18 protein-coding genes and 3 tRNA genes are annotated in these 23,267 nt (G+C 45.2%); 15 read left to right on the top strand and 6 right to left on the bottom strand.

Going from position 1 to position 23,267, the window contains the following annotated elements:
- Window positions 1-67: 67 nt before the first annotated feature.
- Window positions 68-1,432 (top strand): replicative DNA helicase, encoded by a 1,365-nt coding sequence (gene dnaB / locus KP77_RS17215; protein ID WP_041123978.1) that lies wholly within the window; start codon window positions 68-70, stop codon window positions 1,430-1,432.
- Between the two features lie 225 nt (window positions 1,433-1,657).
- Window positions 1,658-2,953, top strand: a complete 1,296-nt coding sequence (locus KP77_RS17210; RefSeq protein ID WP_041123977.1) for an adenylosuccinate synthase — start codon at window positions 1,658-1,660, stop codon at window positions 2,951-2,953.
- A 355-nt stretch (window positions 2,954-3,308) separates the two neighbouring features.
- Here KP77_RS17210 and KP77_RS17205 read toward each other — a convergent pair whose 3' ends face one another.
- The 3 genes from KP77_RS17205 to KP77_RS17195 all read right to left on the bottom strand — a co-directional run bounded on the left by KP77_RS17205 (window position 3,309) and on the right by KP77_RS17195 (window position 6,480).
- Window positions 3,309-4,136: an STAS domain-containing protein gene (locus KP77_RS17205; RefSeq protein WP_041123976.1), complete on the bottom strand. Its 828-nt coding sequence runs from the start codon at window positions 4,134-4,136 to the stop codon at window positions 3,309-3,311.
- Window positions 4,137-4,462: 326 nt separating this feature from the next.
- Window positions 4,463-5,308, bottom strand: coding sequence for a YitT family protein (locus KP77_RS17200; RefSeq protein ID WP_407637944.1), 846 nt, complete (start codon window positions 5,306-5,308; stop codon window positions 4,463-4,465).
- A gap of 131 nt (window positions 5,309-5,439) precedes the next feature.
- Window positions 5,440-6,480 carry a potassium channel family protein gene (locus KP77_RS17195; RefSeq protein WP_041123975.1) on the bottom strand — a complete coding sequence of 347 codons (1,041 nt, stop codon included), beginning with the start codon at window positions 6,478-6,480 and terminating at the stop codon, window positions 5,440-5,442.
- Between the two features lie 208 nt (window positions 6,481-6,688).
- Between KP77_RS17195 and KP77_RS17190 the strand changes: the two genes are divergently transcribed.
- From KP77_RS17190 to KP77_RS17140, 11 genes are all read left to right on the top strand, one after another.
- Window positions 6,689-6,763: transfer RNA gene (locus tag KP77_RS17190), tRNA-Glu, on the top strand.
- Between the two features lie 26 nt (window positions 6,764-6,789).
- Window positions 6,790-6,865 (top strand) — tRNA-Asp (locus tag KP77_RS17185).
- Between the two features lie 5 nt (window positions 6,866-6,870).
- Window positions 6,871-6,943: transfer RNA gene (locus KP77_RS17180), tRNA-Phe, on the top strand.
- Window positions 6,944-7,253: 310 nt separating this feature from the next.
- Entirely contained in the window at window positions 7,254-8,678 is a 1,425-nt protein-coding gene (locus KP77_RS17175) for a peptidoglycan DD-metalloendopeptidase family protein (RefSeq protein ID WP_052474393.1), read from the top strand.
- 252 nt (window positions 8,679-8,930) lie between these two features.
- Window positions 8,931-9,641 carry a response regulator YycF gene (gene yycF / locus KP77_RS17170; RefSeq protein WP_041123974.1) on the top strand — a complete coding sequence of 237 codons (711 nt, stop codon included), beginning with the start codon at window positions 8,931-8,933 and terminating at the stop codon, window positions 9,639-9,641.
- Window positions 9,642-9,647: 6 nt separating this feature from the next.
- Window positions 9,648-11,501 carry a cell wall metabolism sensor histidine kinase WalK gene (walK, locus tag KP77_RS17165; protein WP_041123973.1) on the top strand — a complete coding sequence of 618 codons (1,854 nt, stop codon included), beginning with the start codon at window positions 9,648-9,650 and terminating at the stop codon, window positions 11,499-11,501.
- Window positions 11,498-12,823, top strand: a complete 1,326-nt coding sequence (locus KP77_RS17160) for a YycH family regulatory protein (protein ID WP_041123972.1) — start codon at window positions 11,498-11,500, stop codon at window positions 12,821-12,823. Before walK ends, KP77_RS17160 begins: the two co-directional genes overlap by 4 nt.
- On the top strand, window positions 12,810-13,667 hold the full coding sequence (locus tag KP77_RS17155; protein ID WP_041123971.1) for a two-component system regulatory protein YycI: 858 nt from the start codon (window positions 12,810-12,812) through the stop codon (window positions 13,665-13,667). Before KP77_RS17160 ends, KP77_RS17155 begins: the two co-directional genes overlap by 14 nt.
- Window positions 13,668-13,673: 6 nt before the next feature.
- The gene (locus KP77_RS17150; RefSeq protein WP_041123970.1) at window positions 13,674-14,471 is read left to right on the top strand and encodes an MBL fold metallo-hydrolase; all 798 of its coding nucleotides are present in this window, start codon (window positions 13,674-13,676) and stop codon (window positions 14,469-14,471) included.
- Window positions 14,472-14,942: 471 nt separating this feature from the next.
- Window positions 14,943-15,350, top strand: coding sequence for a hypothetical protein (locus KP77_RS18270; protein ID WP_160289550.1), 408 nt, complete (start codon window positions 14,943-14,945; stop codon window positions 15,348-15,350).
- On the top strand, window positions 15,347-15,943 hold the full coding sequence (locus KP77_RS17140; RefSeq protein WP_041123968.1) for a TlpA disulfide reductase family protein: 597 nt from the start codon (window positions 15,347-15,349) through the stop codon (window positions 15,941-15,943). Before KP77_RS18270 ends, KP77_RS17140 begins: the two co-directional genes overlap by 4 nt.
- A gap of 425 nt (window positions 15,944-16,368) precedes the next feature.
- Here KP77_RS17140 and KP77_RS17135 read toward each other — a convergent pair whose 3' ends face one another.
- Window positions 16,369-17,331, bottom strand: a complete 963-nt coding sequence (locus tag KP77_RS17135; protein WP_041123967.1) for a glutaminase — start codon at window positions 17,329-17,331, stop codon at window positions 16,369-16,371.
- Between the two features lie 196 nt (window positions 17,332-17,527).
- Here KP77_RS17135 and KP77_RS17130 point away from each other — a divergent pair, with 196 nt between their 5' ends.
- Entirely contained in the window at window positions 17,528-18,736 is a 1,209-nt protein-coding gene (locus KP77_RS17130) for a S1C family serine protease (RefSeq protein ID WP_041123966.1), read from the top strand.
- A 297-nt stretch (window positions 18,737-19,033) separates the two neighbouring features.
- Window positions 19,034-19,198, top strand: a complete 165-nt coding sequence (locus KP77_RS17915) for a CxxH/CxxC protein (protein ID WP_084218766.1) — start codon at window positions 19,034-19,036, stop codon at window positions 19,196-19,198.
- Window positions 19,199-19,539: 341 nt separating this feature from the next.
- Here KP77_RS17915 and KP77_RS17125 read toward each other — a convergent pair whose 3' ends face one another.
- Window positions 19,540-21,114, bottom strand: a complete 1,575-nt coding sequence (locus tag KP77_RS17125; RefSeq protein WP_041123965.1) for a sensor domain-containing diguanylate cyclase — start codon at window positions 21,112-21,114, stop codon at window positions 19,540-19,542.
- Window positions 21,115-21,396: 282 nt separating this feature from the next.
- The gene (locus KP77_RS17120; protein ID WP_041123964.1) at window positions 21,397-23,031 is read right to left on the bottom strand and encodes an L-lactate permease; all 1,635 of its coding nucleotides are present in this window, start codon (window positions 23,029-23,031) and stop codon (window positions 21,397-21,399) included.
- Between the last annotated feature and the right edge of the window lie 236 nt (window positions 23,032-23,267).

Genomic DNA, 23,267 nt, shown 5'->3' with positions numbered 1-23,267 from the left:
ACTGTGCGAATTTCCTGATGGAAGCGCAGTGCCGGCATTTTATACAGCTCCACAGGAGGGATCCGACGTGAATGAACAGTATGCGGACCGAATGCCGCCGCAAAATATAGAAGCTGAGCAGGCCGTGCTTGGCGCCATCTTTTTAGAACCCCAGTCACTGATATCTGCGCAGGAAGTCCTCATGCCGGAAGATTTTTACCGCAGTGCCCACCAGCGGATTTTTGACGTCATGATCAGCTTAAGTGATAAAGGAAAAGCGATTGACCTTGTCACAGTCACAGAAGAGCTTGCAGCCATGAAAGAGCTTGAAGACGTTGGCGGCATCTCTTATTTAACTGATCTTGCCGGCTTTGTGCCGACTGCAGCCAACCTTGAATATTATGCCCATATCGTAGAAGAAAAAGCGCTTTTAAGACGGCTGATCCGCACCGCTACCACAATTGCACAGGATGGTTACGCGCGTGAGGATGAAGTCGAAAACCTGTTAGCTGAGGCTGAACGAAATATTATGGAAGTCGCAAACCGTAAAAATACGAGCGCCTTCCACTCGATGAAAGATGTGCTCGTGCGCACATATGACAATATTGAAATGCTGAATAGCACGCAGGGTGATATTACAGGAATTGCAACAGGCTTTAACGAGCTTGACCGCATGACAGCGGGCTTCCAGCGTAATGACCTAATTATCGTAGCTGCCCGTCCGTCAGTTGGTAAGACCGCTTTCGCCCTTAATATCGCACAAAACGTGGCAACCAAGACAGGTGAGAACGTTGCGATCTTCAGTCTGGAGATGGGGGCAGAGCAGCTTGTGATGCGTATGCTCTGTGCGGAAGGCAATATCAACGCCCAGAACCTGCGTACAGGCGCCCTGACAGATGAAGACTGGCGCAAGCTGACGATGGCAATGGGAAGCCTGTCAAACGCCGGTATCTATATTGATGACACGCCTGGTGTGCGCGTGCAGGATATCCGTGCGAAATGCCGCCGTCTGAAGCAGGAGCATGGCCTTGGCATGATTTTGATTGACTACATGCAGCTCATTCACGGAACAGGAAAACCCGGTGAGAACCGTCAGCAGGAAGTATCTGAAATCTCCCGTTCACTAAAAGGTCTGGCGCGTGAGCTTGAAGTGCCGGTTATTGCCCTGTCCCAGCTTTCACGTGGCGTGGAATCACGTCAGGACAAGCGTCCGATGATGTCTGACTTACGTGAATCAGGAAGTATTGAGCAGGATGCCGATATCGTTGCCTTCCTTTATCGTGATGACTATTATGATAAAGAAAGTGAAAATCAGAATACGATTGAAATTATTATTGCCAAACAGCGTAACGGCCCGGTTGGTACGGTGTCTCTTGCATTTATTAAAGAATACAATAAGTTCGTTAACCTCGAGCGGCGTCTGGATGATCCGAATATGCCGCCTGGTGCGTAAAGCCTCCTTTGTGGGGCTTTTTTCATTTGGTGTCAGGCTGCCCCTTCTGATATCATATCCGGCAGCCTGCAAAATAAGAAGACCACGTTTCGTCACCCTAAAATAACGAATATAAATAACTTTTTAACCAATAATGTTCGTCTTTTCATTGACTGGCACTTCAATGACTGGTAAACTGTTCTTGTTTGATAAAAAGGGTGTAACAGCCTGACGGAGGTGCGTTCCATGTCTTCAGTAGTCGTAGTAGGAACTCAATGGGGAGATGAAGGTAAAGGGAAAATCACTGACTTTCTCTCAGAACATGCAGAAGTAATTGCACGCTATCAGGGCGGTAATAATGCAGGACATACAATTAAATTTGATGGTGAAACATATAAACTGCATCTCATTCCATCAGGGATCTTTTATAAAGATAAAATCTCTGTGATCGGAAACGGAATGGTTGTAGATCCAAAAGCGCTTGTACAGGAGCTGAAATATCTGCATGACCGTGGCGTCAGCACAGATAATCTTCGTATCAGCAACCGTGCGCACGTGATTCTTCCATATCATTTAAAGCTTGATGAAGTAGAAGAAGAGCGTAAAGGTGCAAATAAAATTGGAACAACGAAAAAAGGAATCGGACCTGCTTATATGGATAAAGCAGCGCGTGCCGGTATCCGTATCGCTGACCTTCTCGATAAAGAGACATTTGAAGAGAAGCTTGAAAACAACTTAGTTGAGAAAAACCGTATGCTTGAGCGCTTCTATGAAGTGGAAGGCTTTACGAAAGAAGATATTTTTGAAGAGTATTATGAATATGGCCAGCAGATCGCGAAATATGTATGCGATACGTCTGTTGTGCTGAATGATGCACTTGATGAAGCGCGCCGTGTGCTGTTTGAAGGAGCGCAGGGTGTTATGCTTGATATCGATCAGGGTACATACCCGTTCGTTACGTCATCGAACCCGGTAGCAGGTGGAGTAACGATCGGTTCAGGTGTTGGACCAACTAAAATCGGTCACGTTGTAGGCGTATCTAAAGCTTATACAACGCGTGTTGGTGATGGTCCGTTCCCGACAGAGCTTCATGATGAAATCGGCGATAATATCCGTGAAGTCGGCCGTGAATACGGTACAACGACAGGCCGTCCGCGCCGCGTAGGCTGGTTCGACAGCGTCGTGGTGCGCCATGCACGCCGTGTAAGTGGACTGACAGACCTTTCACTGAACTCAATTGATGTATTAACAGGCATCAAGACATTGAAAATCTGTACCGCTTACCGACTTGATAACGAGATCATCACTGAATACCCGGCAAACCTTCGCACACTTGCGAAATGTGAGCCGATCTATGAAGAGCTTCCAGGCTGGGATGAAGACATCACAGGCGTACGTTCACTTGATGAACTGCCTGAAAATGCACGTCACTACCTTGAGCGCGTCTCACAGCTGACAGGTATCCCGCTATCAATCTTCTCAGTAGGACCTGACCGCACACAGACAAACGTAGTGAAAAGCGTGTGGAGAGTAGAGAAGTAATAAGAAAAGTGGAAGGCGCTTGTTCAGCTCCGACAGGCATAAGACGCGGAGCGGAAAACGGGCGCTTTTCCCGTTTACCGATGCGTGGCTTATGACCCGAGGAGCTAGTGCCTGGAACTGGACAAAGAAAAGTGTAAGCGCCTTGGTCAGCCCCGAAAAGCATAAGACGCCCTGAGGGAAATGGGTGACCTTTCCCATTTTCTCAGGGTGACTTATGACTCGAGGGGCTAGGCGCTGGAACTGGACAAAGAAAAGTGGAAGGCGCTTGTTCAGCTCCGACAGGCATAAGACGCGGAGCCAGCGCATGAAATTGAACAAAGAAAAGGGTATCCGCCAACCGGCAGATACCCTTTTTTTATATCAATTGCTCCCAATTCTTAATCGCCTGCTGCACATTTGAAAAAGTTTGAATATCATCAAAATGAATGCCGTTTAATACAATGTGCTGGGCAAGCTCAGGCCGCAGGCCGCTGACATTCACATCAATGCCTAACAGCTTCAGGACATTGGTAATATCAAAGACATGCCCTGCCACTTCATTATCAATCGTTACAATTCCTGAAAAATCAATGATTACACAATCCAGGTCCATACTGCTGATCTCAGGAATCGTCTGAGTCATCAGTTGTTCTGCACGTGCTGAATCAATTTTACCTACCAGCGGCAGCACAACTACACCCGGCTGAATTGGAACAATCGGTGCAGAAAGCGCAAGAATCTCTTTTCTGCTCTCAGCATTGATCCGGTTCTTATATTTTTCAAAAAGAAGAATCGATTCCCGCATATTAATATCAAGAATGAAATTGAGACGATTTAATACAAATAGTGTGTCTTTTGTAGACAGTTCCTTCTGAATACAGATCATGCCGATCAAATCACTGAAATACATTCTTGTATCAGGGTAGGGGCGGATTAATGAAGACAGTTTATCCATCATCGAAACCTGCTCTTCAATATTATCCCGGCTCCATCTTAAAAACTTTTCTTCTACAGACTCCTCTTCTTCCACAATCAGCGTGTCGGAAAAGAATTTAAAGAATCGTCCATTATTTTTTCGTGATTCCTCAATCATGTGTTGCGGAATCTCCACATCTACTTTTCCAAGGCTGTACACAAGGAGTTTTTCACCAAGCTCTTCTCCATTATCTTTCAGGTATGAAGCAAAATCCTGAATCGAACCCATGTCAATCCCTCAATTCTGTATTTGTAAGTGCGAAGTGACCTCCGCTTTTCTCAATGTCCGGCTCTGGCAGGCAGGGGCTAGTGCGCTTCCCTCAGCTCCTAAAGATAAGTCAACATCAGCTCACTTTGTTCGCTGTGTTTCCTTTATCTTCATGCGCTTCAGTCCAGCGCATACGCCCCTAAACGCCTGCCTCTGCTTTTCTCAATGTCCAGCTCCGGGCGCTAGCTCTTCGGGTCATAAGCCACGCAGCGGTAAACGGCAAGACCACCCGTTTTCCGCGCCGCGTCTTATGCCTGTCAGAGCTGATCAAGCGCCCTTCACTTTTCTTAGTGTATCGCTTTCTTTTTAAATCTTCCTCCGCGTACCTCGGCAATGCTGCCGACTGCGAGGAAGGCGGTTGGATCTATATCTTCTACTATACCCTTAAGTTTGGCCTCTTCAAGCCTTGTGATCACACAAAAAACGACTTTTTTCGAATGGAGTGTAAAGCCGCCCTGACCGTTCAGATACGTGACACCGCGGCCGAGACGGTCAATAATCGCATCACCGATTTCAATATAATCATCACTGATGATCCAGGCAGCTTTTGATTCATCTATGCCCTGAATCACGATATCAATGGTTTTAAACGCGATAAAATAAGCAATTAATGAATACATCGCACGGTCCCATTCAAAAACAAAACCTGCGACGCCAAAAATGAACAAATTGAAAAACATTATAATTTCCCCGACTGAAAAAGGAAGGTTTTTGTTAAACAGGATTGCAAGAATTTCTGTGCCGTCAAGTGAACCACCGTAGCGTATCACGATTCCCACGCCAACCCCGAGTATGATCCCGCCAAATACAGTAGCGAGCAGCAGGTCATCGGTAAAACCGGGTACGCTGTGAAGGAAATAGGTGGAGATTGACAAAACAGAAATGCCAAGCAATGTGGAAAATGCAAATGTTTTTCCAATCTGCTTATAGCCAATAAAGAAAAATGGAATGTTTAATACAAATATAAAAAGTCCAAGCTTCCATCCGGTTAAGTAAGATAAAATAATTGAAATACCAACAATTCCGCCATCAAGAACCTGATTCGGTACCAGAAACAGCTCCAGGCCTACTGCCATTAAAATAGCCCCAAGACAGATAAAAAAAGCTCTTCTACTGACTGAATTTAACGACAGTTTTTTATGCTGGCTCCTCTTCTTTGCTGAAACAGGAGGCAGTTCATTCTTTTTTCGCTTTGTGGGCAATACGCATCCCTCCCGGTGGTATAGATGCATATATTATACATGAAAAAACCCGCAAATGCGGGTCACTCAACCGTTTCATATAAAACATTTAATCTTTTGTAAGTCTTTTCATCGCAAATGACATACAGATTATCGTCTTTTTTCAGCGGCTTTTTCATCGCTTCATTGAAATCCATATCTTCATTTACTGCGATCAGTACGGCCCCATCGTCCAGCAGTTTTTGTGAGGCATCCCGGTAGGTTTTCCATGTGTCTTTCGCTTTAACCACATAGATATTATTACCAAAACGTTTACTGAGAAGCTGCCTGAAAATCGTGGTTGTACCGGGCTGCAGGGTTGCTTTTGCCATCAGCAGGGAGACCGAATCATCAGATAAAATAAAGTCATCCACACGGATATGGTTGAACTTTGAGATGTGCCGTTCTTCACAAATCTCAACAATGGTCTGGATATCCACTTCATGAGTGACAGACATTGCTTCAACAGCAGATGCAATCAGCAGGCTCTTCCCGTCTCTGAGCACTGTGTCTTCTATATCAGGATCTGAAAAAATGGCCACTCTTTTCGCTTCTGTAATATTTGCTTTATGTAAAATGCGCTCTTCTGTAGGATCTCCACTGATAAAATGTACCTTATCCTCAGAAAAAGGTGTTTCCTGCATATCCTCCACTAGAACAATCTCAGCACCATTATTATGATACAGCACTTCTTTGATTGCCTGCTCAGTCTTTTTGGACCAACCAATATATACATAGTGCCCACTCTTTTTATACACTAGACGCCCCTCCTTTTTTAAACGCTGATATGTACTTGCCGCTTCTACTATTTTTCCGATCAATACCCCGATCAGACCAATCCCGAAGATAAACAAAAAGATTCCGACGAGTCTGCCAGCAACTGTCACCGGAAAGAAATCTCCATAACCTACAGTGGTCAGTGTCGTCATTGTCCACCAGAAGCTGTCAAACAGTGTCGGAAAAGTATCCGGCTCAAGCCAGTAGACTGAAAATGTACCAAATAATATGATAAAAGCTGATAAGAAAGCAATTACGCGGAAATCCATCTCAGAAAGCTGTTTCCAGAGCCTCATAAAAATATGCACAGTTCATCCCTCCTTTATAATAAATACGTTCTGCTTCATCAGAAGTTTCTATTATCTAGATTCTACCGCTTTTAAGAGACCTGGCATACTATTAATCAGTTAAAATCATCGATATGAAAAAAACCTAAAAACTTTTTAAAAAAAGATTGTCAGGTTTTAAAACATTATGGTATAGTTAGATTCGTTGCTAAGGCAGCGCACAAACGATGGCCCGTTGGTCAAGTGGTTAAGACACCGCCCTTTCACGGCGGTAACACGGGTTCGAATCCCGTACGGGTCACCATTATACATACCATCGTAATCATATCTGGTCCCGTGGTGTAGCGGTTAACATGCCTGCCTGTCACGCAGGAGATCGCCGGTTCGATCCCGGTCGGGACCGCCATTCAAGGCTTTGTAGCTCAGTTGGTAGAGCAATGGACTGAAAATCCATGTGTCGGCGGTTCGATTCCGTCCAAAGCCATAAGATACGCTGCAATCGCGGCGTATTTTTTTGTTCTCTCAAATTCCTCTAAGCGTTTTATATAACCCTTTTACTCTCCTTTTAAACATCTCAATTTCATAACAAAAAGATTACAGTCAAAAAATTGTCACTCTTTGAACCTCTCTCTGTCCGTTCAGATCAGGCAGTTGGATAGAAATGGGTGAAACATAGCAGAATGTCTTTTTTTACAGTTAGGAAACAAGGCTTGTTTGACCCCTCCAATATGGTACATTTGGATGGCGCTTTTTAATGTGCGCTGATTCAACCTTACTTGCTGGAGGATAACGCAATGGAAAATAACGAACAGACAATAAACCGTTCATATAGACAACCAGGCAAAAGCCTTAAAATATTTGCTGCAGGCATTATACTATCATCAGCCCTATGGGGATTTGACAGTGAAGCAGCAGCTGAGTCACGCGGGTTAACCGTGGTGCATCATGTGTATGCAGGTGATACGTATATCGGTGTTGTAACAGACCCTGATGATCTGACTGCATGGGCAGAGAAAAAAGAAGAAGAGCTGGAGAAAGAAGCAGCAGGTGAGGTCACTCATAATCTGACACTGATTCCTGAACAGGTATTTAATCCTCAGCCGGAAGACCGCAATCTGATGGGTCAAGCAAAAGAAGCGGCTGAGTTTGTGACAGATGCTTATGAAGTAACACTTGGTGACCAGGTCGTTGCGTATGTTGAAAGTGAAGACGCTGCAAAAGAAACAATCAGACAATTGAAGCTGACTGCCGTTACTGAAGAAGAACTGGAGCGCTTTGAAAAGGAAGCTCTATCTAAGGCGCTAGATGCGGGTGACAGCCGCGTCACTGCGATTGATATAAAGGGAATGGGTGAACAGGCTGAAACTGAGGTGGAACCTGCAGCCATTTCAACACCTGAAGAAGCTGCAGAAAAGCTTTTAGCAGGAACTGTGATCTCTTCTGATCATGAAATCGCAGAAGGTGAAACAAAAGAAGACATCATGAAGCTGTATGGAATGACGGAAGAAGCATTTGGTGAATTAAACCCGGAAGCAGAAGAACTGTCTGCAGGTGCATTTGTACGGGTGGAAGAAGCGGTGCCGGGTGCTGAAGTACAGGTAACACGCGAATCACGCATTCAAGAAGACATTGACTTCGAACAGATTGTAAAAGAAGACAATGAGATCCTGAAAGGAGAAACGCGTATTGAGCAGGAAGGCTCAAAAGGCGAAAAAGTATATACGCAGGTTACAACAGAAGTAAATGGAAAGCAGACAGCTAAATCAAATGAAAATGAAGAAATAACGAAAGAAGCAAAAAATCATATTGTCTTAGAAGGGACGAAGGAAATTCCTTCTAAAGGAACGGGTTCACTGATTTGGCCTGCTGATGGAGGATATATCTCCAGTCATCAGGGGCCGCGCTGGGGCGACCATCATAAAGGAATTGATATCGCGAGCCCGGACAGTCTGACGATCAGTAATGTCGATAATGGCGTGGTTGTATCAGCTGGATTCGAGGGTGATTACGGAAATAAGGTTGTCGTTGACCATAACAATGGGATGCGCACGATCTATGCTCATCTGAGTGAGATCCATGTCCAGCCTGGACAGGTTGTTGGTCAGGGTGAAACACTTGGTCTGATGGGTACAACAGGATTTTCGACAGGGATTCACCTTCATTTTGAAGTATATGTAAATGGAGAGCTGAAAAACCCGATGGATTATGTGACTTACTAGATCCCTATACTGCTGCCGGTACCGGTTTTTAATGAAAAACTGGACACTGGCAGCAGTTTTGTGTATTAAAATAGAATAGTATGATGTATGCTCCTCCGGGAAAGGGGCAGTGATATGACAATAGAGTAAACTATTTCCCGGGAAATCAGTTGTTAAAATAGGGTAAAGAGTGAATTATCACTGTTAACGTGATACATTTACTATAAGAAATACGATTGCTCTATGATGACGAATTAAAAGGAGAATCATGAGATGGACAAGAAAATATTAGTTGTTGATGATGAAAAGCCAATTGCAGATATACTCCAGTTTAACTTGAAAAAGGAAGGCTATGAGGTTCACTGTGCTTACGATGGTGATGAGGCGCTTGAGAAGGTTGAAGAAGTAAAGCCTGACCTGATCCTTCTTGATATTATGCTTCCGGGCAGAGATGGGATGGAAGTATGCCGTGAAGTGCGGAAAAATTACGAAATGCCAATCATTATGCTGACAGCAAAAGACTCTGAGATCGATAAGGTGCTTGGTCTTGAGCTTGGCGCGGATGATTATGTGACAAAGCCGTTCAGCACACGTGAACTGGTTGCACGTGTAAAAGCGAATATGCGCCGTCACCAGGCACTTAAAGGGCAGGTTGAGGAAGAGAACCTGACGAATGAAATTACAGTAGGTGTCCTGACGATTCATCCGGATGCTTATATGGTGACAAAGCGCGGTGACACGATTGAATTGACGCACCGTGAGTTTGAGTTGCTTCATTATTTATCAAAACATATCGGACAGGTCATGACGCGTGAGCATCTGCTTCAGACTGTGTGGGGCTATGACTACTATGGTGATGTGCGTACAGTTGACGTAACGGTGCGCCGTCTGCGTGAGAAGATTGAAGACAATCCGAGTCATCCATTATGGATTGTGACGCGCCGCGGCGTCGGGTATTACCTGAGAAATCCGGATCAGGAGTAGAACTGAATGAGGAAGGTTAATTTCTTTCAGTCTATACATTTAAAGTTTGTGCTGATATACGTACTCTTAATTGCATTAGCTATGCAGATTATCGGCGTTTATTTTGTACGCGAGTTAGAACAAACGCTTCTCGAAAACTTCAAATCGTCGATTGAAGACCGTATGAGTCCGCTTGAGTACAGCATTACACGAGAAATCGAAACTGATCTCTCAGGCGAGCGGTCAGATGATGAACCTTCCTTACAACAGTCCATCCAAGTATTGCTGGGTGGACTTAATTCTGAGGATATCGAGGAAGTACGGATTATCGACGCAAGAAACCGGGTCCTTGGCACGTCAGATGATAACAACGCGACTGTTGTCGGCCAGCGGATGAATAATGAGCTGCTTCAGCGGATGTTTATAGAAGGCGCGCCGCCTCCGGATAATCTGAATGAAACGTATGTGGACCGTGAAAGCGGTGAGCGGATGTGGGTGCTAGCGATGCCGCTTGTGAGCGGAAGCGATGTCATCGGGGCGATCCACGTAGAGTCACGTATAGAAAATGTGTACTCGCAGATGGATGAAATCAATGGCATTCTTGCCGGAGGAACTGCGATCTCGCTCGTCATTACAGCTATTCTCGGGGTGTTGCTCGCTCAAACCATTACCAGGCCGATTGCTGATATGAGAAGTCATGCGGTGGATATGGCAAAAGGAAATTTCTCGAGGAAAGTAAAAGTGTACGGACATGATGAGATTGGTCAGCTCGCGATCACATTTAATAACTTGACTAAAAGGCTTCAGGAAGCACGGGTTACGACTGAAGCTGAAAAACGAAAGCTTTCAAGTGTACTCAGCTATATGACAGATGGAGTAATTGCGACTGACCGTAGAGGCCGCGTTATTTTGATTAATGATCCTGCTGCCGGTATGCTGAATGTTTCACGTGAAACAGTGCTTTCGATGTCACTGCCTGAACTGCTGGGCATTGAAGATGAGTATTCTTTTGATGACCTTTCAAGCCAGAGTGATTCATTGATTTTGAATTTTGGGACGCAGGCAAAGCCTTATATTCTGCGCGCCAATTTTTCAGCGATTCAGAAAGAAACCGGCTTTGTGAGCGGATTGATTGCCGTGCTGCATGATATCACTGAGCAGGAAAAAATTGATGCTGAGCGCCGTGAGTTTGTAGCGAATGTATCCCACGAACTCCGCACGCCGCTGACAACAATGCGCAGTTACCTTGAAGCGCTTGCAGAAGGGGCGTGGCAGGATGAGGAGATTGCACCACAGTTTCTTCATACAACACAGACGGAAACGGAGCGGATGATCCGCCTCGTGAACGACTTACTGCAGCTGTCTAAGATGGATAGCCGTGATTACCGTCTGAATAAGGAATGGGTAAACTTTATCGCGTTCTATCAGCGGATTATCGACCGTTTTGATATGGGCCGTTCACAGGATGTTTCATTTAAAGTGAAGCTTCCAAAAGAACCTGTGTATGTAGAGATTGATACGGATAAGATGACCCAGGTGCTTGATAATATCATTTCAAACGCGCTGAAGTATTCACCGGAAGGCGGCCAGATCGGCTTTAAGGTGGAACTGAAGGAACGCGAAAAAGAAATGGTTGTCAGCGTGTCAGATCAGGGTGTTGGGATTCCGCGTGAAAACCTGAAAAATATTTTTGAACGTTTTTACCGGGTGGATAAAGCCAGAACAAGACAGCTGGGCGGTACAGGTCTCGGACTTGCCATCGCAAAGGAAATGATCACTGCTCACGGCGGTCAAATCTGGGCTTCAAGTGTGGAAAACAGAGGTACAAAGATTTTCTTCACACTCCCTTATGATCCGGAAAGTGAGGATGAGTGGGCATGAAAAGAATGGAATTATTAAAATCGATTCTGCTATCACTGCTTGTTGTGTTAAGCCTTCTGTTGACCTGGAATGTGTGGTCTTATCAGCCGGCAGATGATCCTTATGATGAATCAGAAACGACAGTTGAGAATGTATCGATTGCCAGTGAGCGCAGTCCGGATGAGTTAATTCAGCCATCACGCTTTCTTGTGCATGGAGAAGTAGCCGTCAGCGGAACGACGGATGAAAATAATATTGCCACGCTGACAGAACAGATGGATAAATGGAACATTTATAATGTTCAGCAGAACGCTTCGTTTAATGAAGAGGAGTTTAAGGAGATTGTGCACGGTCCGAACCGGATCGAAGTGCTTTATCCGACAGAGATCCCATTTGGTGCATACCGTGATATTGTAACGTTTGAGAACAGCACACTTCCTGAAGATACATTTGACCGCATCGTTATTGATGTATCAGGGGAAGATGATACACCGTTTACACTTTATTTTGTCAATTACGATAATCGTGTCGTATACGAGGCCCGTGTGGATGCCACTCATCTCGAGGCATTAAATAATGCCATTGTTTCAAATGCTGCCGCTACTTATTCACCGTATTTTGCCCATGAAGCAGGTGACCGGACGATTTATCTCCCTGTAGAGCGGAGAGAATATCTGCAGTACCGCTATAAAATGAGCGTCATTGATGTGAATTTGTTCAGAAGAGCGTTATTCCAGGATCCGGATGCGGTGACAATGAACCAGTTGGGTGCATCACGTGATCAGTATGTTGATCAGTCGAACCTGATGGAGGTTAACAGAAATCATAATACACTCAGTTATGTGAACCCATCCGCAGAGCTGTCGACAGTCGGACGTCCGGGTGAGCTGTTCCAGAAAAGCAGAAGGTTTGTCAACGAGCATGAGGGCTGGGTTGATGACTATCACTTATATGACTTGGACGGAATGCAGCAGGAAGTGACGTTCAGGATGCATATGGCAGGCATGCCTGTATTCAATGATAGAGGCGCAGCTGAGATCTATCAGAATTGGGGAGAAACAAGAATTCACCGGTATACGCGATCACTTCTGACAGAACAGTTCCCTCTGCCTGAAGATTATGATTCCGTTCCGCTCGGCTCCGGCTATGACGCAATCGAAGCAATTGAAAAAATAGAAGATTATGAGCCTGAGAACCTGGAAGATGTAAGAATTGGTTACTATATGACAAAGGATTCAAACGATAACATTTATACGTTTGACCCGGTCTGGTACTACAAATACAATGGCAGCTGGTCAAGAGTACCAGTGATAGGAGGAGGGGATCCGGTTGGATTGGAGTAAAACGAAAACTATTTTTATCGTTGTCTTTCTGATCCTGGATATCTTCCTGTTTATCCTGTTTGTTCAAAAGTATGAAGACAGCCAGCTTGAAACAATTGGTGATCTTTCAACGACAGAAAGGCTGGCGGACGAAAACGTCACCTTGGGAGAACTGCCGGACGTGGCAGACAGCCGTCCTTATCTAAATGCAGAATCCTACCGGTTTGTGAATTCGGATGTGCAGCAGCTTGAAGGACAAAGTGCCATTATCCGTGAAGGGCAGATTCTTGACTCGGTTCTTGCTGAGCCGGTAGCCATAGATGATCCCGAAGATCCGGAAGAGCTGAACGAGCTGTTAGAGGATTTTGTACTTTACGGCGAGGAATATACGTTTTGGGATTATGATGAAGAAGACAATCAGCTGATCTATTTTCAGACATACGACGACTTAACACTTTATTATAATCTGAACGCGCAGATCGCCGTTCAGCTGAATGAAGAAAATGAAGCCGTGTCTTATGAGCAGACCTATCTGACTTCTTTAGAGGAATTTGCAGATGAACAGCAGCTCAGAGAACCAAGATCAATTCTTGAAACCTTTTATGACCGGAACCTGATTCAGCCGAACTCAACAGCTGTAGATCTGGAGCTTGGTTATTATCCGCCATTTGTTCAGGTAACAGCCGGAGAATCTGATGAGGCCACAACCCAGGTGCTTACACCTACCTGGAAAATGACGATTGAAAATGAAAGCGGCGACGAGTATGATTTGTACATGAATGCTGTTGATGGCAGTATTTTCGATATGTCACAGGTGGATCTGGACTTTGATCAGCTTGAAGAAAACGACGAAACTGCGGAGTGAAGTAATATGACGATGCATATGAGTGTGCTGGCAAGCGGCAGTACAGGCAATGCAATTTTTATAGAAAACGAGAACCATTCCTTCTTAGTAGATGCCGGATTAAGCGGCAAACAGATGGAAGGGTTATTCAGCCAGATTGATCGCTCAATTAAAGATTTGAGCGGCATTCTGGTCACCCATGAACACAGCGACCATATTAAAGGGCTCGGTATTCTTGCGCGCCGCTACAACCTTCCCGTGTATGCAAATGAAAAAACGTGGCATGCGATGGAACCCCTCATTGGAAATGTCCAGACGGATCAGAAGTTTGTCTTTCCAATGGAAACGGTCCAGTCATTCGGCGGACTTGATATCGAATCGTTCGGCGTGTCACATGACGCCGCAGAGCCAATGTTCTATGTCTTTCACGAGAACGGAAAAAAGATTGTCGTGATGACAGACACAGGTTATGTCAGCGACCGCATGAAAGGGATCATCAAAGGTGCTGATGCTTACGTATTCGAAAGCAACCATGACGTCGGTATGCTTCGCATGGGACGCTATCCATGGAGCATTAAGCGCCGTATTCTGAGTGATGTCGGCCACGTTTCCAATGAAGATGCAGCGATCGCCATGAGTGAAGTGCTGACAGATAACACGAAGCGAATCTATCTATCTCACTTATCAAAAGATAACAATATGAAAGACCTCGCGCGTATGAGCGTCGCGCAGACGCTTGAAGGCTGCGGGTTAAAAGTTGGCGAGACATTCGATCTGTATGATACAGATGCGAAAACACCGACAGATCTGTATAAGATTGTGTAGCATTGCCTGAGGGCGGTGCTTTTTTTTTGGATTGGGGGTGTTGTTCGTGTAATAAAGGACGTGGTTCGGAGAAAAACAGCCACTGTGCGGAGAAATATCCCGATGTTTCGTGGGAAAGTGTAAATATACCTACATCAGCACAACACGATATAAACCAGTCACTTCCCATACCAGATTTCCAAAACCTTTGTGACATCAGACAAATTCACTTCTTTTTTCATATAAATCAAGTAGACTGATAGAAGGAGAGAATAGCAGGAGGGGTATCTGATCGAATGGTATAATATCCGCGCGCTCATTATTTCATCTACACAAATCGCGCTCTTAATCTCATTTGCAATCGCCTGGTTCCGCATCCGTCAGTCAGACAAAGCGCTGGCTTCAAAGGTATCGAACCTGTTTTATACATTTGTACTTGTCTGGAAATTTTCAAGCATCTTTTTTTACTTTGATTACATTGTAAGAGCACCAATGTCGATTCTGTATTACAATGGAGGCGAAATGGGGCTGCTGCTTGCTGTCGCAGCTGTTTTGCTTCAATTAATCTACTACAGTCGGAAAACGCCTGAGATCATTCAGTACTGGCTGCCGGCGTGGCTCGTTGTATGTACCGTCACTGAAGCGGCAAAGCTCATCATGACGGCATCTTCAATCACAGATGCAGTACTTGCAGGTCTGTTTCTGGTCTTACTGATATTGATCTGGCCTGCGCGCAGCCGCCTTTTACAGGAAGCACCATGGCTGACATTACTCGTGATACTCGCCCTCCAATGGCTCGCCGTATCGCTGAATGGAGACCTAATCACAACCGGACTCATCTACAGCTGGCTGATCAGTGCAGCAATCCGGCTCTTAACAATAAGGAGGACTTCCCGATGATAAAAAGGCTCTTAGCCCTGGGATTAGTAGGTACACTCGTTGCAATCTTAATTATAAATGTGATCAATGATCAGAAGGAAAGACAGGAGCTTGAAGCCCTTCAGCAGGAATACGCAGTTCAGCCTGCTGACAATGACAGCGCAGCTCCTGTGGAAGCTTCAGGTGCTGTAAAAGAAGGGAACCCGCTGCCTGCTTTTGATACAACCACGCTTGATGGTGAACCTGTGAACCTGCAGGACTACCGCGGTAAAAAAATCATTCTGAATTTCTGGGCAACCTGGTGTCCACCGTGTATGGCTGAAATGCCGCATATGCAGGAATACTATGAAAATGAAGCAAAAGAGCAGAATGTTGAGATCCTTGCTGTCAACCTGACAAGTAAAGACAACGGGATAGAGAAAATCCAGTCTTTTACTGATGATTATGGACTGACTTTCCCGATTCTGCTTGATGAAACGGGCCTGTTAGGAGATGAATTTCAGGCGTTCACGATCCCGACCACTTATCTGATTGATGAAGAGGGTATCATCCAGCGCAAGCTGATGGGACCGATGGATCGGGATATGATGGTTGATATGATGGAAGACTTATAAGTGTGAAAAACCGCCTGGATGGGCGGTTTTTTGGTTTGTGTTTTGGTGAGGTGTTCGGCGTAAAACCTCTCGTGTTCGGCACAAAAGAGTTAATGTTCGGCGTAAAACCTCTCGTGTTCAACGCAAAACCTGGCTGGTTCGTCACTATTTGACCAAACTTCGACGTATCGTGTAATTTGACCTATAAGAAAACCGCAAAAAAACTGCCAGCCGAGGCTGGCAGTTAAGTTTCTTTTCAATGATGTTCCGCTCCGCGTCTTATGCCTGTCGGAGCTGAACGAGCGCCTTCCGCTTTTCTGAGTATCCAGCTCCAGCAGGCAGGTCCTCGAGTCATAAGCCACGCATCGGTAAACGGGAAAGAGCACCCGTTTTCCGCTCCGCGTCTTATGCTTGTCGGACCTAAACGCCTGCTTCCGCTTTTCTTCTTAAAAAATACTAAAATCCCATTCCTCTGAAATCTGTCTCAGCAGCATGGTTCCGGCTGCGCTGTTTCCGTTGACGTCAATCGCGGGGCTGAAGACGGCGATGCCGCAGCCTTTTCGGAATGCTTTTTCAGGGGAGTGCCACTTTGGCGGGACGGATGCAAGAATGCCGCCTGAGACGCCACTTTTCGCCGGAATTCCGACGTGTGCAGCAAATTTTCCTGATGAATTATACATACCGCATGTAACCATCAATACTTTTGCGATACGGGCCACATCATGGCTGAAAATCTGACGCTCCTCGATTGGGTCGTAGCCGTCATGGGCGATGACGAGTCCGATTTTAGCGAGATCTTCAAGGCTGATACAGATCGCACATAGACGGATATAGATGTCGAGTGCTTCTTCAACATCGAGATCAAGCAGGTTGGATTCTTTCAGGTAATAGGCAAGCGCCCGGTTCCGGTGGGCGGTTTTCCATTCTGATTCATATACTTCCTGGTCGAGCTCGAGCGAATGGCCGATCATGCCCTCTACAAACAGTATAAAGCGTTCATATTTCTCTGATACTGTATCTCCCGGCAGCATAGACGCAACCGTAATTGCACCTGCATTAATCAGCGGATTAAACGGTTTTCCGGGCCGGTGGATTTCAAATGGAATGATGGAATTGAATGATTCACCTGTAGGTTCCACATCCACCTTGTCCAGTACAAAGTCCAGTCCTTTAAAATGGCAGAGCGCGACAAAGCTGATAATCTTGGATATACTCTGCAGCGTGAATTTTACATCACTTTCCCCTGCTTTATACGTCTCCCCGTCAATATCCATGATACAGATGCCCAGCTGGTCGCGATCCTGATTAGCAAGCGCCGGTATGTACTGGGCGGGCTCGCCAAGCATTGTATGTGAGCGGTTATCTTCAACCCATTGCTTCAATTTTTCATACACTTCTTCACTTCTCATCTCAAAGCCTCCTATCGTACAGTCAATACTAGTCCTTTCCCCTTAGTTAAAATTTTTAACCGTAAGCTGAAAATGAAGTGCAGCACATTCATTAAAATTTTTTTCAAACATTAAGCATTTTTTCATCTGATTTTCATCTTCGCTCCCTATACTGTGAATCATAGAAGGAACAAGTTAACGAAAGGATGATAAATCAATGGGTTATTACGATGATCATACAAATACAGAAAGATCTGCGAAGAAAGGCGGCAGCAAAGCAAGTTATTTCTTTTCAAGCCTTGTCGGCGTGATTGTTGGAGCGCTGATTGTTGCACTGGCTTTTCCGATGTTTGACCGCGGAGGCAATACAACAGTCACTAATTCAAATACAGCCGGTGAATCAACGGCACAAACTGAAGCAGTGTCATATGATGTATCCTCTGATGTTACAGCGGCAGTTGAAAAAGCAGGAGATGCCGTTGTTGGTGTGACAAATCTTCAGGCTGGCGGTTCAATGTTTGGTCAGCAGACTGAAGCACAGGAAGCAGGCACAGGCTCTGGCGTCATTTATAAAAAAGAAGGCGACAGCGCATTTATCGTGACGAATAACCACGTGATTGAAGGCAGCGATCAGGTTGAAGTGACACTTGCTGATGGAACAAAAGAAGAAGCAACCGTCCTTGGCGGCGACCAGTGGACAGACCTTGCAGTACTTCAGATCAGCAGTGAAAATGTAGAAACAGTCGCTGAATTCGGTGATTCACAGGCACTGAAGCCGGGTGAACCGGTCATTGCAATCGGTAATCCGCTTGGCCTTCAGTTCTCAGGTTCTGTGACAACAGGTGTTGTATCCGGTGTTGAACGTACAATCCCTGTAGACATAAATCAGGATGGTCAGGTTGACTGGCAGGCAGAAGTAATCCAAACAGATGCAGCGATTAACCCTGGTAACTCAGGCGGTGCGCTAGTCAATATCGAAGGACAGCTCGTTGGAATTAACTCAATGAAAATTGCACAGTCTTCGGTAGAAGGCATTGGTCTTGCGATTCCAATCGATATGGCGCAGCCAATCATTGAAGACCTTGAAACAACTGGTGAAGTAGACCGTCCGACAATGGGTATCACACTCTTCGACCTTGCAAATATACCTGCTGTCTATCAGAAAGAGCAGCTTAAACTGCCTGAAGAAGTAACAACAGGCGTTGTGATTGAACGCGTTGTACCAAATTCAGCAGCAGCGAATGCAGGTCTTGAAGAAATGGACGTCATCGTTGAAATGGACGGTGAGAAAATTAACAACAGCATGGAACTTCGTCAGCACCTCTACACTGAAAAGAACGTAGGCGATGACATGCAGGTGAAAGTATACCGTAATGGTGAAATGGTTGAACTGACATTGACGCTTACAGATGACTCTCAGCTATAAAGTAGAAAAGCGTAAGGCGCTTGCTCAGCTCCGACAGGCATAAGACGCGGAGCGGAAAACGGGATGCACTTTCCCGTTGACCGATGCGTGGCTTATGACCCGAGGAGCTAGCGCCTGAAGCTGGACACAAGGATAAAACAATCTCCTCTCAAAAGGAGTTCATATAGATTCAAGTCCACACAAACTATACAAAACTCTATTTCTTAAGCCTATTTTTGCAGGAGCCCTCCACGCTCCTGCTATTTTTTTGTGTAAAATACATTCGTGGTACAATCAATGAAAAAGGTGGTGACTCACATGCGCATTTTATGTTGCAAAGAACATGTCGAAATGGGTCTGGATGTGATTGTAGACGAAACTGAAAAACTTCCTGATCTAAAGACAGTGGATAACAATGATGAGTTGTCCACAAAGTGTGAATACTGCGATGAAACAGCCATATATATTGTGGAGAACAAATGATCCCATACGAAATGTGGATAGATAATGTGGATATGTGTATAACTTTTGTGGATAAACTGTTTATAATGGTCGAATAACTCATTTCAAAAATAGACGCGAACTGACAAAATCTATCCACAGTGGACAAAAAAGAAAAGTGGAAGCGGGCGTTTAGGGGCGTATGCGGTGGACTGAAGCGGAGTGAGATAAAGGAAACACAGCAAACGCAGTGAGCTGATGTTGACTTATCTTAAGGAGCTGAGGGAACCGCACTAGCCCCTGCCTGCTGGAACTGGACAAACCAAAAAAGTATAAGCACCCTGCTCAAATCAAAAAGCCATTTCCACACCAGGAAATGGCTTTTAACGTGAGCTGTTTGAAGTCTCGAGCTTTTCGTTCCATATATAAAAATCATTTTTACCGTTCTTTTTAATCTTATACATCGCCTGATCTGCTTTATGAATCAGGGTTTCGAGCTTTGTACCATGGTGCGGATAACAGCTGATTCCAAGACTGAATTTGATCTCAAGTGGTGTATTCTCGGCCCAGTATGGTTTTTTCTCAAACTGTCTCATGAGCCTTGATATCAATTGTTTCAGTTCATCCTCGCCTTCACACTGCACGTAGGCAAAGAATTCATCTCCGCCTACCCTTGCAGCAAGTCCGCTGTCTCCGATGATATCCTGCAGTATGTCTCCCACATGCTTTAGGTATTCATCGCCTGTTTGATGTCCGAATGTGTCATTTACTGCTTTAAAATCATCCAGATCCAGTATGAGCATGGCGGTGGTTTGAGCCCCTTTTAACACAGAAGTCGCTCCTTCATAGAAAGCCCGGCGGTTCGGCAGTTTTGTCAGTGGATCGTGATAGGCGAGAAAACGGATCGTTTCTTCAGCCTCTTTATAAGCCTGCACGTCTCTGATAATGCAAAGGATATACAATTTGTGCTCAACAAATACGAAGTCACCTTCAATTAAAATATATTTTTTTTCCCCGTTTTCAGTTGTGACACGCGACTCATACTGGCTGATCCTCTCGCCTCTGTCGAACATATACTGAAACCGCTCAAGCGCACCATCTCTCCGGTCATCTGAAATGAAATCGGTGAACTGTTTGCCTTTCAGCGCTTTTACACTGAGTAGTGAAAGGGCTGCTGGATTTGAACTTTCAATGATTCCTTCACGGTCAATCAGCAGAATCGGCGATGGATTGATTTCATGCAGCGTTGAAAAGCGTTTGTGATAAGACGCAAGAAAATCAAATTTTTTCATGCCATAAGCCAGTGCCCCGATCCAGATGATTCCGCCATAGATATATGGATAAGGCGGCATGATCCCTCTGAATTCAAAAATGCCGAAAATAAAATTCCAGACCTGTACCAGAATAGCGATCACAATCAGCAGCCTGATAATTTTCTTCTGTTGAGGTGCGACAGCTTTTTTATTGAGCTGATGAAGCATCCAGATAATAAAAAATGAAAGCGTCAGACCGGTTCCCATCGTGATCAGATAAGCGGCGTTGAACTCAGGATAGATGAACAGCCCTTCACGATCAAACGACGTACTGTTAGTGAAGTTGTTCTGAAAAATGAATGTAAGCGGAATTGGAATGGCAGGCATATAAAACACCCATGGATATAAAAATGATGGAATCCTTTTATTCATACCTGTAATTTTAATAATAAAATGAATCGACAAACACAAAATTAGTAATCCGGCATTCCCAAACACATAAGTGATCAGAAATGGACTGTATGATATATCCACCTGCTGGCGCACGAATTCTGTCGTAAAAAGAATACCGTAACAGGCAATATAGGCACTCAGCAACAAATGCTCCGTTCTTCTGTAATTTCTCATGAGAACATCTACTGCCATATAAAACATCATTGCAGCAGGAAGCAAATATAATGTCATATAAATTAACAGTTCTCTCATCGAATCACACCCTTTGTGTGAAATAGGACTTAATGCCCCTTTTATACATATTAGTATCTCATAATAAGAGAGATTCAGCACGTGAAATTTTGAAAATTTATGTTTCTGATGTGCTGTTTGGGCGTGTTCGACTTAAAAGGTTGGATGTTAGGAGCATTTCTTCGGGTTTTCAACGGAATCAGGTGGAAGTTCGACGTAAAACTGCTGCTGTTCGCCATTTAGTGTAAAAAGACCTACCATCTACACATCAAAAAAGCTGCGCATCTCCACGCAGCTTGTCGCTTATAAAAGTATAAACCCGATCACACCGGCCATCGTTACATAAAACATCATCGGTACAAGCGTCATGCGGATAATTGTGCCTTCTTTTCCTGTCAGATTCACGACAGATGCAGCAGCCACCACGTTTAATACGCAGATCATATTTCCGGCATTCGCACCAAGGACCTGAAGCGCTAGGGCGATCTGGGGATCAGCTCCGATCTGATCGGCTACGCTGAATTGAAACAATGAGAACATCATGCTGCTGAACGTCGCGCTGCCAGAGATAAATGAGCCGAGTGCACCGATAACCGGGGCAGCGAGCGGCCAGTTCGTACCTGCAGCAGCTGAGACAAAGTCTGCGAGTTCAAGCGGCATACTCAGCAGATCTGCGCTATTCACACCTGAATTAATGAAGATCCGAACCATCGGCACAGCGGTTCCAAGCGCAATGGCAGTACCGGCCATTGTTTTCACAGACTGACTGAAGACGCTGCCGACAGCTTTTACACGCATACCATGGAGCAGTGCGGTCAACAGTACTGCGGCTAAAAAGACAGTACCAGGCAGATAGAATGGTTCGAAAAATGTGGTGATTTCTGTACCCAGGATGTTGCTCCATCCAACCTGTACCTCGCGCAGCCATCCTTTCAACGGGATAGCATCAATGCGCGTCAGCACAAGGAGTGAAGTAACAATCAGGTATGGAAGCCATGCTTTCCAGAGCGGCATTGCACCCCCGGTTACGGCTTCAGCTTTCACCTGATCCGCCGCAGCAAAATCCCAGGCTTTTTCCGGTAAAAGGAATCCATTTTTCGCAGCTGGAACGACAATCATTAGTCCAGCAAGTCCCCCGATAATAGATGGAAATTCAGGTCCAAGCAGTGTGGCAACAGTATAAGCCGGCACGGTAAATGCAAGTCCTGCAAAGATCGCAAACGGTGCGATCTGAAAACCTTCTTTCCATGAACGGTTCTCCCCGAAAAAGCGTGTCAGCATGATCACTAAAATAAGCGGGATAAACGTCCCGATAAAGAGATCGATAAAGACAGCAGTGCTTGCAACCTCCTGCAAATAAGGACCGATCGCAGCCCCGACAAGCTCTTCCTGCACAACGGGTGCAAGCGCGCTTCCTTCATTCAGCCCCTGATTCACACCGACAATAATCGGTGTTCCGACCGCACCAAATGACACAGCAGAACTATCCGCAATCAGTGCAAGCGCCACAGCAGCCAAAGGAGGAAATCCAAGTGCAACAAGCAGCGGCGCAGCAATTGCAGCAGGTGTACCAAACCCTGCAGCCCCCTCGATAAATGAGCCGAACAGCCACGCAATAATAATCAGCTGCACGCGCCGGTCAGCAGTGATCTGCGTGAAGCCGTTCCGGATCGAATCCAGCGCCCCGCTCTTTTTCAGCGTGTTAAGTAAAAGGATCGCGCCAAATACAATCCACAAAATAGAGACAGCAATAATCAGTCCCTCAATTACTGCAGCAGAAAGATGAACCACCGGCACCTGCCATACGAAAAACGCTAGCAGCGCCGTCACCGCAAGACTGATCGGCATCGCTTTGGTCGCAGGAAGTCTTAAAATGACAAGAAACAAAAACACAGCTAAAACAGGAGTTAAAGCGGTCAGCATTTGCAAAAAAGTCATCACAATCATCCTTATCGGCTTGTTTGATACGTTAAGTATAGCAGGTTTTTAGTGGGATGGACGGGGTATTTGTGAATTTTTTCACAAATTCATTTTAAAAGGAATGTGGAGGTTCGGCGTAAAACCTTGTGTGTTCGCGTTTTATGGGAGTGGGTTCAGCACTAAACATGGCTGGTTCGTGTTCCAACCAGCCATGTTCGGCGTTCAACTGCATATGTTCGACACTTCGGGTACAA

Origin of the sequence: Jeotgalibacillus alimentarius (assembly GCF_000829445.1) — a bacterium.
In the GTDB taxonomy this organism is placed as follows: Bacteria; Bacillota; Bacilli; order Bacillales; family Jeotgalibacillaceae; genus Jeotgalibacillus; species Jeotgalibacillus alimentarius.
The sequence above is the reverse complement of the archived record's forward strand: the minus strand, read 5'-3'. Positions and strand labels throughout refer to the sequence as shown.